Origin of the sequence: Roseobacter weihaiensis (genome assembly GCF_020622345.1) — a bacterium.
Classification (GTDB): domain Bacteria; phylum Pseudomonadota; class Alphaproteobacteria; order Rhodobacterales; family Rhodobacteraceae; genus Roseobacter; species Roseobacter weihaiensis.
This window is the reverse complement of sequence record NZ_JACNMO010000008.1, coordinates 154,721-168,795: the sequence shown is the minus strand read 5'-3', so window position 1 is coordinate 168,795 and position 14,075 is coordinate 154,721. Positions and strand designations below refer to the sequence as shown.

11 protein-coding genes are annotated in these 14,075 nt (G+C 52.9%); 6 read left to right on the top strand and 5 right to left on the bottom strand.

Going from position 1 to position 14,075, the window contains the following annotated elements; translation table 11 throughout:
• Positions 1 to 539 precede the first annotated feature (539 nt).
• Positions 540 to 3,074, bottom strand: a complete 2,535-nt coding sequence (locus H7847_RS11550) for an HWE histidine kinase domain-containing protein (RefSeq protein ID WP_227269637.1) — start codon at positions 3,072 to 3,074, stop codon at positions 540 to 542.
• Positions 3,075 to 3,241: 167 nt separating this feature from the next.
• On the opposite strand from H7847_RS11550, the gene H7847_RS11545 reads away from it, so the two are divergent.
• Positions 3,242 to 3,673, top strand: a complete 432-nt coding sequence (locus tag H7847_RS11545) for a response regulator (protein WP_227269636.1) — start codon at positions 3,242 to 3,244, stop codon at positions 3,671 to 3,673.
• On the opposite strand, the gene H7847_RS11540 is transcribed toward H7847_RS11545, so the two are convergent.
• From H7847_RS11540 to H7847_RS11525, 4 genes are all read right to left on the bottom strand, one after another.
• Positions 3,670 to 4,293, bottom strand: coding sequence for a biliverdin-producing heme oxygenase (locus tag H7847_RS11540; protein WP_227269635.1), 624 nt, complete (start codon positions 4,291 to 4,293; stop codon positions 3,670 to 3,672). The genes H7847_RS11545 and H7847_RS11540 overlap by 4 nt on opposite strands.
• Before the next feature lie 164 nt (positions 4,294 to 4,457).
• Entirely contained in the window at positions 4,458 to 4,613 is a 156-nt protein-coding gene (locus H7847_RS11535; protein ID WP_227269634.1) for a hypothetical protein, read from the bottom strand.
• Between the two features lie 375 nt (positions 4,614 to 4,988).
• Complete coding sequence (locus tag H7847_RS11530; RefSeq protein WP_227269633.1) at positions 4,989 to 7,010, bottom strand: putative bifunctional diguanylate cyclase/phosphodiesterase; 2,022 nt, start codon at positions 7,008 to 7,010, stop codon at positions 4,989 to 4,991.
• Positions 7,011 to 7,019: 9 nt separating this feature from the next.
• Positions 7,020 to 7,436 carry a hypothetical protein gene (locus H7847_RS11525; RefSeq protein WP_227269632.1) on the bottom strand — a complete coding sequence of 139 codons (417 nt, stop codon included), beginning with the start codon at positions 7,434 to 7,436 and terminating at the stop codon, positions 7,020 to 7,022.
• A 975-nt stretch (positions 7,437 to 8,411) separates the two neighbouring features.
• On the opposite strand from H7847_RS11525, the gene H7847_RS11520 reads away from it, so the two are divergent.
• From H7847_RS11520 to H7847_RS11500, 5 genes are all read left to right on the top strand, one after another.
• Positions 8,412 to 9,035: a hypothetical protein gene (locus H7847_RS11520; RefSeq protein ID WP_227269631.1), complete on the top strand. Its 624-nt coding sequence runs from the start codon at positions 8,412 to 8,414 to the stop codon at positions 9,033 to 9,035.
• Positions 9,036 to 9,402: 367 nt separating this feature from the next.
• Complete coding sequence (locus H7847_RS11515; protein ID WP_227269630.1) at positions 9,403 to 9,720, top strand: hypothetical protein; 318 nt, start codon at positions 9,403 to 9,405, stop codon at positions 9,718 to 9,720.
• On the top strand, positions 9,698 to 10,192 hold the full coding sequence (locus tag H7847_RS11510) for a hypothetical protein (protein ID WP_227269629.1): 495 nt from the start codon (positions 9,698 to 9,700) through the stop codon (positions 10,190 to 10,192). Before H7847_RS11515 ends, H7847_RS11510 begins: the two co-directional genes overlap by 23 nt.
• A 72-nt stretch (positions 10,193 to 10,264) precedes the next feature.
• Positions 10,265 to 11,584: a hypothetical protein gene (locus H7847_RS11505; protein ID WP_227269628.1), complete on the top strand. Its 1,320-nt coding sequence runs from the start codon at positions 10,265 to 10,267 to the stop codon at positions 11,582 to 11,584.
• 240 nt (positions 11,585 to 11,824) lie between these two features.
• Positions 11,825 to 13,915, top strand: coding sequence for a hypothetical protein (locus H7847_RS11500; protein ID WP_227269627.1), 2,091 nt, complete (start codon positions 11,825 to 11,827; stop codon positions 13,913 to 13,915).
• Positions 13,916 to 14,075: the final 160 nt, after the last annotated feature.

The following is a 14,075-nucleotide window of genomic DNA, read 5'->3' as shown; positions in this document are numbered from 1 at the left end:
AGGTTGATGCGCGCCCGGCAAGAGGCCCTGCAGTCTCTCGCTTTCACGATAAGCAGGATCATTGGCGGTGCAACACCAGTATTGGCGGACCGGTTTGGACAGGGCATAGGAATAATCGCGCGGCATCCGGGCATGGTTTTACCCCGGATCGGAGTTCACCTGGTGGCTCGCGGCCGTCGGTAAGGACGGCGCAGACCGGACCTTGACCGATCCACCAGGCGCTGCGGGGCAGTTTCTCAAAACGGGCCGCTTCTACGTGGTGCTGTTGTCTTGGCTTCTCTGAAGGCCGAAGATAAGATGGTTTTCCGAGGGATAAGCATTTGTTTTTGAAGGGTAATGCAGTCGATTGCCAATGGCTTGACCGTCAGGGCGTTCAAAGAAATACTTCAACAGTTTCAATTCTGAGCCGTAAGATGCAAATGCCAAGTGTGATCGAGTTGAGCAGGAGCACCGCAGGATCGTCCTGACCAGAACCAGGACCGTCAAAAATGCTTCAGAACAGCACTGAAAGCGTCACAAACTGGTGCTGGACCCGCGCTTCAATCAAAAAGGGATGCCAGAAGATTCTGCAACTCATCATTTGAAACCGGCTTGGTAAGCAACGGCACATTCGGAAAATTCAACGGCATCTCAGAATGCTCACTATATCCGGAAACGAATATGAATGGGATTTTCAGGTCTTCGAGCTGTTGAGCGACCTCGGCACTTGTTTGCTGCCGGCCAAGATTGATATCCAGCACCCCCAGTGACACCTCATCGTGGGTCAGAAAGTCGAGGGCGTCTGCTGCATTGGAAAAGACTTCCACCTCGGCCGCGCCAAATTCAACGAGCTGGTCCTTCATCTCGCGTGCGATGATGAAGTTATCCTCCAGGAGCAGAACCGGCGCGGAGAGTTTGGCTCCGGAAAATGCTTTGACCTTTGTCGTGACCAGGGGGGGCTTCAAGGGTTGACTGCTGGGCGGCGAAACATCGTCAAAATGGCTTTGGGGGATCAAAAACTCAGCAAGCACCCCATCTGGTGCAAAGGTTAACTGGGCGGTGCCTCCGAACTCATGGGGAAAGGCCTGTTCAATCATCGCGGTGCCGAAGCCGGTGTCGTTTGGAACCGCTACGCTTGGACCCCCAGTCTCCTTCCACGTGATGCGCATGCCCTCCGGGTCGGTTTCCAGTCTGATATCGATTTTGCCGGCGTCGACAGACAAGGCACCGTATTTGGCGGCATTGGTCGACAATTCGTGTATGACCAACGAGAAAATCGGCGCGATGTCAGCCCGAAGGTTTCTGTCCGGACCACGTATAAAAGTCTGACGTCCTGCGGTGCTGCCATAGGGTTCAAACTCCCGCTCAATCAGGTTGTGCACGGACACGGGATCAACCAAGGACCCGGCACTTAGCTCATGCGAGGCGGCAAGTGCTCTGATCCGGCTTTCCATGGCAGCAGCATAGCTGTTCAGCGATCCATAGCGCCGGCGCGCCTGTCGGGAGACGGAGCGCACCAGCGCCAGAATGTTCCGCACGCGGTGGTTCAATTCGTCAATCATCAGCGATTGCTGGCGGTTCATTTTGTTCAACAGCAATTGGGTTTCGGACGCATGCAGGAGCGTTCGCACATGTCTTGCAAAGTGGATGTCATCCTCGGACCAGGCCTGGCTCGTGCCTCGCACCTTTTCCAGGTAGGTCGAAAATGACCCGCGCGGGGACAATCGGAGCGCGCCGCTCACAACTTCCGCGCGCTTTTCCGGGCTCCCTGCCCAAGCAACCTCGCGCGCAGTCTCGTTGCGAAAGACGCAGATGACCTTGGTGCTGGACACCTTGGCCACCAAGGCCCCCGCACAGCCTCTGAGAGAACCTTGGGGTTCTGAAAAGGTCTGGCCCAGGGCCTCGGTTGCGACAACATCGCCATCCTGCTTTTGGGCCCAATCCAGTATTTCTTGCAAGACGGCCGCATCCGGCACCGCACCGAACGTGGATGTCTTGTGGGCGCTGATCGACGCAATGCCGTGGGCGCTGATATCGTTGAGGATGCGTGGGGCAATCTCGGCGAGACTGATCTCCGCATCGCTATTCCGGTCGTTGCTGTTGACGACGATCGCATCCAGTTTTCGGATGCGCTCAAGCGTTTCCTTTTGCCGCAATGACAGGACCTTGGACGCAAACAGGGGAACAAAGCTTTCCAGCAATTCGCGCAGTTTGGGGGCCAGGACTTTGGGCCTGCGGTGATGCAATGATATAATGCCCCAGAGCCTGTCATCGACGCTGATGTTCAAGGTCATCGTAGACTGGATGCCCATGTTCTTGAGATATTCGATATGCACTTCGGAAACGCCACGCGATGCTGCCAGCGTGATATCCAGGGCCGGAGGATTGGGTATTGCCGACATCAGCCGTTGCGGGGTCTGGTTGACATCGCTGATCAAGCGCAACGGGATCTTTTTCATGATATCGCGCGCCTGACGCGGTATGTCCCAGTTCGGGAAGCGCAGCCCCAGAAACGACTGCATCGAGCTGCGCCGCTTCTCCGTAATCACCTCGCCATTGAAATCCAAATCGAAGCGATAAATCATCACGCGATCAAAACCGGTCACATGGCGGATCAAATCGACCGTTACATCAAAAAGGCTTTCTTGGGTCTTGCAGTTCTGGAGCTTGGGGAGCAAAAAACCCATTGTTTCCAATGCGTCGCCGCCGCCAAACGTGTCGTCCAGCGAGGGTTCGATTTCGAGCACCAAGTACTCGGCGCTGCGAAAACAATTCAGTTCAAAAGCGGCTTCACCGATCTGCTCTACCCCCAATGAAACCCGCTTTGTCTTGATCTCAGGCCGCGACGCTGCATTTCGCAACTGGTGGCAAACCTTGCTTCCAAACACCTCCTCTACGTCTTTTCCCAGCAATTGACCCAGGTTGAGGCCCAGCAGGTGTTCGCAATTCTCACTGGCATGGGTAATCGCGCCAAGATCCGCCGTGCAGGCAACGAGACAAGCGAAAGGCTGAACCGTTCCGGGAATATGCACCGGTTCGGACGCGCAGGTATCAAGCGCTTCTTTCAGTTGATCTTCGGTAAGATACTGGTTCATGGGCGCGGTTTCCTTGTAGATGGGTCGCACGTATTATACAGGTGCAACACACGGCAAAAGTGTGTTCGAAAAATAGTACATCAATATGTCTAGTATTATTGACAGGCTACAGCACTATTGAAATGCACGCCAGAGGTGTAGTGATGCCAACCGCAGAAAGAGTTGATATGTCCAAAATTCTGCTTATGGAAGATGATCTGGTCCAGAGCTATAAACTTAAAGAAGATCTCGAAACAGCGGGATACACGGTGGTGGTTCGAACCTCTGCCTCGGAGGCCATCGAAGAACTGTCACATGAGAGTTACGATCTGCTGATCTCGGATATCATTGTCATGAAGGACCAACGCGCTGTTCCAGATGGGGGCATCCTTCTGATCAACTGGATCCGCCGATCCCCAAAACACAGGAAAATGCCGATCATTGTGATGTCCGGTACGTCCAAATACCCAGGTATGGGCAGTATCCTTAGAACCGCTCAGCAGATTGGCGCGGATGTCGGGCTGGAAAAACCCGTTGTCATCCCGGAGCTACTGGACGAAATAGCACGACTGGAACAAGAGATGGAGGGCGATCACCCCGGCCGGAGACCGCGTGTTTAGGTCCGACCGAACCGCTCGCAGTAGCAGGTGATAAACTCTCCAAAGCGCGCAAACGTCTGCTTTGACGCCACGATCAAGTCCTCAAGAGCTTCCCTGTCCGTGCTGATAATGTCGAGCTCTAGATTTAGCTGTCGCCAAACCGCGGGATTTGTCGATTTTCCAAAGAAGCTCCGGGGTGTATCTGGCAGGACTTGCTCGATATTTCTGTTCATCTGCCGCCCGCCAAAGCCTGACCCATGCATCACGTAAAGTGAGCCCAGCACTTTCTCTTTTGTGTCCAGAAAGGCCAGTTTGCCTTCACTGGCGGGCGGCAATGCGTCCAATGCAACCAGATCGGCATGCAAAGCCGCCAAGCAATCCTCGACCGACAGCGTGTCATAGGCATTGTTTCGCTGCCGGGCCTGCTCGATCAAACTAAAAAACTGGTAGTAAGCCGCCAGCAAAGTTCGATAATCTTGCATCTCTAGCGAGCTGAGCGTTAACCGAGATATCCAGGGATGTTGGTGCAGCGACTGATGTACTGCACATGTCTCATCAGCGATCACCCGACGGGCGAAACCGGGGGCACCGGCTTTCATCTGTGACCGCTTCTTGGAAAGAAATAAGCCGTTTTCAGACATTACCCATCTTTGATGTTGCGCGCCACGACCAAGACAAGACCTGGCGGTCCGGTGAAACGGTAACCGTCGCACCCGACAAAGGAAACCATTTAAACGGATTTAGCTCAATACGCGATATAAAGCGGACAGGCGATTGGCAAGTGTCTTGCAGGCAGATCCGGCGTTCAGAAGCCACAGCACTGAAATGCATGAGGCGTGTATTTCGGGTCAGGGAAAAGCTGCATAGCAATGCCGATTTGATGCAAACGCACCAGCCATTTCTCGACCAGCTCCTCCTGCTCCTTTCCCTTTCCGGGCTTTGCTTCCTTCGGGTCGTTCAAGCAAAGGCCCCAGAGTGGAGCCGGTGTCTCGCCCTCCAAAACGTTGCCAAGGCCTTGTGGGTTTTGGGACGGCAGAGAGAACACGGACATGGCACTCAGAGGAAAACTTGCTGCGGCTCTTGCGGGCGCGTGAGCTGAGAGGAGGATTAACCTCTTCAACGCAGAAGCGGCCCGCAGGTCGGATCCTTGGAAATTCACAGAGGCGGTTGAAGGGAAAGCCCTCAAATGAGGGGGCTGGTTCAACAACCGTCGCCTGCTCGAACCAAGTGGATAGATCTGGCCAGTTGACGGTGGGGAGGCATTTTACGTTAACATGAATGCCGTCGATAAATCCGCTTGAGGTCAACCAGACAGTTTCCGGTAAAACCGGGAGGGTCATCCGCGCTCATTTGCGCGCCGATCGTAACCAACTTCCGCGTCACCCGCAACGTGGGGCAAACCGCCGAGTGCCTGTTCGGCCGGGACCGGATGACCGAATAAAAAGCCCTGGGCGCGGGCCGCTCCCATATGGTCCAGCGTCTTGGCCTGCGCGGAGTTTTCCACACCCTCAACAACAACAACAAGCCCAAGGTTGCTTGCCATGTCCAATACGCCATCAAGCAAAAACCGGGCCTTATCGCAGGTTTCTATCCGATCAATGATAGACCGATCAATCTTGACCTCATCGACAACCGTTGAGCGCAGATATCCCAGCGATGAGTAGCCCGTGCCGAAATCGTCGATGGAGATTTTCGTGCCAAGCTCACGCAATTCCGACATGATACTCTGGGCTTCCTGCCAATCCCTCAGCTCTGCTGTTTCAGTTATCTCGAGAGTGATCAGACCTGGAGCCAAGTCAGATGTGTTCAGTGCTTCCTCTACCCATCCGATGATCCGACGTGAGTTGAAATGCAAAGCCGATAGATTCACGCTGACCGAATAAGCAGTCTGGTGCGCGTGATTGTACTCTGCCAACAAACGGGTGGCGGACCGGAGAACATATCGGTCGATCTCGTAGATCAGACCGCATTCCTCAGCGACCTTGATGAATTCGTCGGGGGGAACGACGCGACCATTCCGTTTCCAGCGTACCAATGCTTCAAAGCCATAGGGGGTGCCGTTTGGCAGGTAGACTTTGGGCTGAAGGTAGATGGCGAGTTCACCCTCCGCAATGGCGTGCGGAAGATCATCAACCATCGACTGACGCTCGAGAAAGCGCTTCTCAAGCGTTTCATCGTATTGGGTGAAGCGCCCGCGACCATTCGATTTTGAGGAATAGAGCGCGAAATCGGCCACGCGGCAGATCGTGTCCACCGAGGGGGAGAGATCCTGGCCAAGCAGGGTGCTGGTCGCAAAGCCGATGCTGAGACCGACATGAAACGTCTCGCCTTCGTAGGAAAGCCCCTTGCGCGCCTCCTGCAGAAGTCTGTTGCATTTCCGGGTCAGCTCATCCAGATCATCTGTCGGCAAAACAATAGCAAACTCGTCACCGCCGATACGTGCGGCAAAGCCATCCGAGGCTTCAACTTGTGCGGACAACAATTTGCCGACATGGCGCAGCACTGTATCTCCGGCAGCGTGGCCGTAAGTGTCATTGATGGTCTTGAAATCGTCGACATCGACAAGGATCAATGCGACGGGCTCGTGCTTTGTCAGACTTTTGTCAAGGCGAGATTGGAATTGGGCGCGATTGGGCAGTTCGGTCAGTTTGTCGAAATATGCCAGAAATTCCACGTCACGTTCGGCGCGATCACGGGCCTGTCGACCAAGAACCTCTCTTCTTAGCAGAAGGAGGGCAGCGATGCCGACGAAGGTCAATCCGAGAAGGCTCGCCAAGACAACCGTGCGTTGTTCGCGGACCGCACGGGACTGATCGAGCATCAACGCATTCTGCAGGCGCGCCATCTCTTCAAGAAAAATCACCAGTTTCCGACGCGTATCGTCAGAGGTCGCCAGCAACTCGTCCCATAGACCCGGCACGTTAACCAACCCCGTTGCGACAGCGCGTTCGGAGACATCAAGCATGGCTTCCATGGCGCTCACAGCATCCTCGGATGGCGCAAAGGGTTCGCCCAACAGCAACGTGCGCCGAAAATGCTTGGTCCGCACAAAGAGAAAGTCGGATGCCTGAATGAACGCCTGTTCGCCTTCAGCGGTAAATTCTCCTTTTTCGACAGCCTCTTGAGCGCTGAGGAGAAGCCTCTGGATGTCGCTCAACGACACGAAACCATTTCGAATGAGCCGATCATTGTAGGAGTGTTGATAATCGTCCAGTTTCTTGACAGACCGCTCAACATTCACCCCCGCCAGAAAACAGATCAACGCGAGCCCGACCAGCGACAGGGTCAGACCGACGCGCGTCGCCAGCGCGTCGAGAATACCATTGATCGTAGGGCGCGAGCGCTCTTGGGGTGCCATGGGAAAGTGCTAGTTCGCAGCTTCGATCTTGGAGACCATCCAGACAAGATGATCTTCGCTTGCAACCTCCAATGCCTTGTAGCCTTCCATGTCGATCACGAACTGGATCGGACCACGCGCGCGTCGGGAATGTGGTTTGCCATCCACGCGTGTGGCGACAAGTACATCCGTCTCTTGCCAGATCGATCGTGGAATCATCACCTGATAATCGTTCTCTGCCGTGACTTTGATTGCCTCAACATCGCCCAACCCATTGGCTTCAAGAAGGTCTTTGAGCAGAATGCCTTCAAACATCGCAGGCTCCTGACGCCATGGCGTTGTGGTTTTCAGGCTGTAGGTTGGCAGATCTTCGAGCTGAGCTGAACTATAGTGCATTTCGGACCCGTCCGGGCGCACGACAGTAACCTTTGCTGGTACGTGCTGCATGGCCTCAAGGGTCACCGGTTGTGGCGCAGCAGTCACCATCAAAGGTGCTGCGCTGAAAAAGGCAATTAATGCCAAGGAAAATATGGATTTCACTGGATTCACCCGGAATTGGTTGGAGTATGCTCTCAACTTATGGGGTGACTAGGTAAACGACCGGTTTAACGAAGATGGTCTGGGCACTTATTGATCGTGAAAATCTTATCTAATTGCCGGACTTTCCCGAAGACAGGAGCCGTCGAAGCGAGCTTTTGGTGTTGTACGGGCGCACCAAGCTATTGCGGGCAGTTCTTACTCAAGTGAGTTGAATATTTTGGGGTACAGATTAGATCGCTTCGACCGCCGAGGGTTCTCAGGATGATGAAAATGACAGCTTAATCATCAAACATGGATTTTTGGCTGCCGCTGCGAGAATCAATATTAATCTGTATCGACAGCAGTTTCTGATAATTTCGCGTCGGCACCCGACACAGGGGACGATTTTCCAGAAAATTGACAATAACGTTCGCAGACACGTCGCAAACGCGACCTTTGCCAGTTTATTGGGTTTATCTTGGAAATTGGCTCCGGCGGTAGGCGTGCTGGAGAAATTCTGTCGCTCTCTATCCTATTGGAAAAAAAAGAAATCGAAAGGGTGGTCGTACATGTATCCCCGAAAGTGTCCCGAATATATCCCCAAACCCGCCCCGAACGTCAACTGATTTTTGAACGAACTTTGGCGTTCGTCACCTTGATACATTCTTAATGTTTGCGGTTGTTTACCCTCGCGGGCGAGTTCATCTTGCGTCTCATTGAGTTGCAAAGCGAACGAAGCCTTGCGCACAAAGTGAGCCAAATCGCCAAAAATGAGGAATTTTCCTTCTCCCGAACTCGTTTGACAGAGCAATAGAAACTTGACTGACGAGGGCTGGCAGGGTCTGAGTTGCAATCAGAAAACACACTAGCGATAATTGTAACTGAGACTATCAGGAGTGACGAATGCTTAGATCATTAATCCTGTTGCTGACCGCTTTGATCGCGTCAACAGCTTCCGCTCAACCGGTAGTAGGGTCTTTTGAAAAAGACGGTAAAGAGGTCTCACTGCTTTTCGATGGTCGCTGGGGATTTGTGAAAAACTCGGAGGTAAAGTGCGCAGACTTTCCTATGAAGTATACTTGCATAGACCATGCAACGGAGTTTTCGGAAGAGGCGAGCCTTTCGCCAGTAGAAGTTGAACTAAAAGGAGTTGGTTTCGCAGATGCAGGAGTGTTCGCAGGCAGGACATGGGGCGAGAAATCCAACGACGAAATAGAAGTTGCGCGTAAGTTCATTGAAGAGTTATCGACTGGTTTCAATGTTCCCGTAGATCGCGTTACGTTACTCTTCGTTGAAAGCGGAATGCTGAACCAACACGCGTATCTTCGCTATGAGTTTCTTAGTTATCTGGAGAATGGTCCGCTCTGGTCAACTGTTACTCGCGTCAAAGACGGTAGTCGAACCGCTGATTTGGGCACGCATGTATTTGGAGAAATTTGGTCGTATAGTCCAGAAATGCTGGTCGTTCGAAGAGATTTCCACCAAAGGTTATTAGATAACCTACCACTAGACTGGGTGAACGAGTGAGAAAATGCAAAATTGCCCGTTTGCTTTTGGGTTAGAGTGTCATCCCAAGCCGACCGGAGCAAGCTAGAAGGTAACTTTATACTCTTTTCTCTCTTAAATTCTTCCGCGTCGAACCGTGTTTATAGAAGCCAACCAAATTTCTCGCAGAAATTTGAGACCCCAAGATATATAGAGAGGACCGCGATTTCCCCCCGTAGGCCCACCTTCAGTCTCCCATTGACTCCACCTGCGGGAATACTGCACTTGTGTAATTAAATCAATGACTTGAGGTTCTATTGGGTGACGACCATGTTGTCTCTGCACCGTGTTCCCGCGCTTCCTTGTGCTGGAAAGAGTCGGGTGTTGTCCTGACTTAAACCGGAACGCCATGTGCAGCCCGCCCGCCGAACTGACCGCCAAGCTTTCGGCCCTGTGCCTGCGGGCGCTGCAACTCATGCAACAGGACGCGACTATCCAAGTCAGGATTGCACCCGACGCAGACGCGCTACTTGAAGACTTCCGCATAGCAATTCGCACGACGCTAGGGGTAGACCTGCCCGACGTGCTGACAATCGCCCTGGACGACCCCGCACGAAGCGTCATGGACGTTCTGACGGAGGAAGGGCTAGGCGACCTTGACCTTCCCAACTGGCCGCTGGTTGACCGAAAACTTGAAGGCCAGGATGAAGGAGGACGAGCCTCTTAAGTCGCCCTGGCTTTGGCCGTCACCGGGGTCAGCCACAGGCCACGTTGCAGAGCCAAAAAGGGCTGGTGTTCCGTCTCCACATGCACTTCGCCACCTGGCCGAGAAGAAGCGCGGAGAGCACCCAGGATCGATCGTGGTCGAGTGCGGAGTCATCGGTGTCCGAGCGGCTGACACGCCCGAGGCGGAAGTCACCGAGAACCCCGAACCGAGCGCACCGGACGCTGATGACGCGGCCGAGCACGAGCAGAATGTGGACAAGAAGATCGCAGCGGCCACGGTGCACGGGCCCGAGCTGAGGCGGACCATCGGCTCGCTGGTGCAAGAGCTGCTGATGGACCCCGACCTCGGCTACCTCGCTATCGTGGATCGGGTCGTGGCTGAGTTCCCTGAGGCCAAGACCTCTACTCGCTCGGTGGCCTCAGTGGCCGCGGTACTTCGAAAGGAGGGCGTGGAGGTGCCCAGGCGGCGCTAACCTACTAGAATCCCGTTGAATTGCATGGTTGCACAAGTTGTTGTCGTTTTCCAATTCGGGTAACGGTTGTGCATGAGTGAAACTGATCGACGTCTAAAAGACCATTTGAACACAAACCAAGCCAAGCGTGAGCGAATGTGCTTGGAAATTCTGTCGGTTCAAGACGATTACACCGACATCCGCCCCCGTCTGCCCAAGGGGGGACCAGACGGTGGGCGCGACCTTCAGGGTTACTACAAAGAAAACATGCTCTTTGGTGCTGTCGGGTTCGTGAACGACGCAACTGATTTGGATCAACACCGAAAGCAGATTAGAGCCAAGTTCGAAGAGGACTTGGAAAATGCTATTAGGCCAAAGAAGGATGGGACCACCCGACCGGAGGCATTTGCCTTTTTCACAAATGTTGGCCTTACGCCTGGAATTATTTCTGATCTTCAGAAGCTTGCCTACACAAGTGGCATGGACTTTTGCGAAATATTTGATCGCGAGAGAATGAGAATTGTTCTAGACTCGAATCGCGGATACGCGATCAGGTTTCGATACCTAGATATTCCCTTGAGTGATGCTGAGCAAAAGGACTTCTTCGGTGCTTGGGCTGACGAGATCAACTCAGCCATTGGCTCCGGGTTGAAAGGAATCGACCAAACAACCAAGAGGATTCAGTTCTTACTAGAATCTCAAATGCTACTGAACAGTCTTGCGACTATCGTGAAGCTGGACACCTCCCTTTGGGATGCTTGCGGTGGCGAGTTTTTCTTCCAGACGATGCTATCACTCAGAGTGCACTCGCAAGGTTTCATTGGAGTTACATATGGAGGCGGAACGAAGGAGATTACGGAATCGTTTGACGAGTTGAATTCCAGAAGAAAAGGTCTGTCAAGAAACAGCCAGTATGGTTTCGGTTTTAGTTGGTTGCTACCGGAAACACCTATGTACCATCGCTACGTCGACCGTGCTGAGAAGTTGGAACACCCAAAGAACGCAAAAGAAGACGAACGGCTGGAGTACATTCGAACATCGTTTTCGAGCGGTGTATTGGAAGTCGACAAGTCTCACTTGAATTTTCAGGCGCTTTCTACGCCCTTTCTCGATAGGTTTCAGCCGACCTGCAAGATGATAGAGCTGGATGGCTGCATGATCCTTTTTGAATGTACTGCAGAGATCGCGGAACATATTGATCAAATCATTATTGTTGGGGGCGGTTACGAGCTGTTGAATCTTTCCAAGGCAGACTTTCAGACGGTGACGGGGAGCTTTGATCGCCTGAAGGTTCCGATTGAGGGAAAGCAAGAAGAAGACAGTCACGACTGGGTAACGCTCAGGCCATCTGAGATGTCTTCTTGTTTTTCAATTGATTTGATGTCGAAAACGCCAAGGCGTTACGATTGGTAACGGGGGCACCAAAATAGGATGACAACCCGTCTTTCAGGTACTACAAGTCTGCGCCCCATACGCTTTGGCTTCTTGGTCCGCCCAAGTGACAAGAAGTCCGTTAGCCGCATCATGCGCTGGTCCACATGTCTTTGGGGTGGGCGTTGCAACCCGATTATCCCGGTAGGTCGCTACCCGGCGCACTGGCGATCAAGCGAGCCGTTTCTTCGCAAGCCAGACCGTGAAGCTGCACGAGACTACATGCGCTTTCTTGAACCAGACATCATTGTTGAGGCGGAGTCAGGCTTAGCGGAGTCAATTGGCTTCGATGCTGTTTCCAACTCAAGTTTGGAATCGCAGCTTATCTCACTTGATGAACTTCACTCGAAGAAATGGAGCGGCCATCGGAAGGACCTGTACGTTGGTCAATCTGTGGTCGACATATATCAAGCCGACTATGAGGCGCGGCATCAATTTGTTCTGCGTGAAGATGTGCCAGCGCTTCTGTTCAAGGAAGATCGACTTGCGCCACTTGTAGAGGCAATATTCGGCGCATTTCCGAGAGAAGAGGATGCAGACTATTTCAAGAAATTCTACGAAAACGCCTACTCTCCGAATTTGGCAACCGCGGGTCCAGATACCTGGCTGTCGGTTTTTGAAGGTAGGGCAAAGCCGCCATTTTATCCGACTTTCTTGGACTTGGAAATTGACCCCAAGACTCGTAGAGAAGCGACGTTTTTTATATTTGATCACACCAAGACGAGCGACTTGATCGACTACTGGAATACTCGGCTTTTTGAGACGCCTGTGTTCCCGGTTCCGCTGTGCTGGTTGGACGAACTGAAAGGCTTTGTCTCGAAAGCGATCAAATCCAATCATCGTCCGATCCCGAACAACAGGTTTGGGACAATGTTTACAAGCCAGGTGGTTTTCGCTCGAAGCTTCAATGAGGAAGTTGCGAAGGCTGCCGTTGAAGCGTTCTCTTCCGATTGTCCCGACAGTTCTTTTTTCATTGGTCGCTCCACGCACCCTAAACACTCCGATGACTGGCATGGACCGAGATGTGAGCGTCACAGCGTCAAGTCAGATGAGGCCCGCTTGTCGCTGGAAGTCGAAGAAGGATCAGTCTCGTTTCCTATGCCGTATCCCAAATTTGCCGAGAGATTTGGCGGCGGACGTTATCGGTGGGCAAATGTCGTTAACCTCGGCACACACGGTCCGAGTGACTTGGCACTCTGCTACCCTTCAAACATTGAGGACCGCACTTTTCCGCACATCGCGATGGGGCAGCAGGGTCCGATTGTTTCACGTGAAGGTTGGGTTCTTCTTGAACACTACCAGGACAGCAGCGGCTATCTGCGAATAGAATCAGGTACAGATGCCATCTGTCGTTGGCTGAAAAAGAAAGGAATTGAGGCTAAGCCCTCTTCAGCCGGTCGTATCGCGTCACAAATGGTTGAGAAGCTTGCATCCCTTCGTGCCGCCGACTTGATCGCGGACAAGGATACGATCCAGCTTTTGAACAAGATGGCGATGCAGGAACGTACAAGCAATTCGAAATCTGTGTCCAATACCAAGACATTTGAAGGTCGGACCGCAGATACCGGACGATGGCACGAACTAATAAAGAAGAGGGCGAAGAACTCCCTTCGCTTTCGAGTTTCGCTTGAGCCGTTCACCAACCGAGGCATCTTAAAACTAGGTCTTGGGCTGAATTGCCCACACTGTAGCCACGGCAACTGGTACGGACTTGATGGAGTCGACTACAGCGTAACCTGCGAACGCTGTCTTAAGGAGTTTTCCTATCCGCAGGGCAGCAAGGAGCCACGCTGGAAGTACCGTGTGACCGGACCATTTTCTGTCCCAAACTTCGCCGAAGGTGCTTACGCTGTAACGCTCACGCTAAGGACGTTTGCGAAGAGCCTATCTCCAGTTGGTGACATAGGCATGACCATGACCACGGGTTTGAACCTCAAGTGCGACGCATTCGAGCGGGAAATTGACTTTGCTTTCTGGTACCGTAAAGAACGAATGTTCGATCAAAAGAGCGAACCGCACTTTGTTGTAGGTGAAGCCAAGAGCTTTGCAGAGGAAGCGATCGAGAAGGGTGATCTTGAAGCCCTTCAGGCGGTGGCAAAAGAAATCTCTGGGACCGTCTTGGTCGTATCAGTTCTGAAAGAGGCCTTCTCGGAAAAAGAAAAGCGGCTGTTGGAGAAGCTTGTTCGTTGGGGTTGGGTATCGGTCGAAGGGCGTATGAGAGCACCTGTGATCATGCTGACAGGCGTTGAACTGTTCGCTGACTGGACGGTTGAAAAGTCATGGCAAAAGACAAGGGGTTCCGTACCCAGCTGACGCTGACATGAGCGTATTTTCAGATTTGGAATTGTTCGCGATGGAGACGCAGCGCATCCACCTAGGCATCGACTACTATGACGAGCTTAGGAAGAGGCGCCGAACCTAAATCGCTGAAGCCCCTTGATGCTGTTGCTCTGAGGCGCCCGTGTTGCTTCGA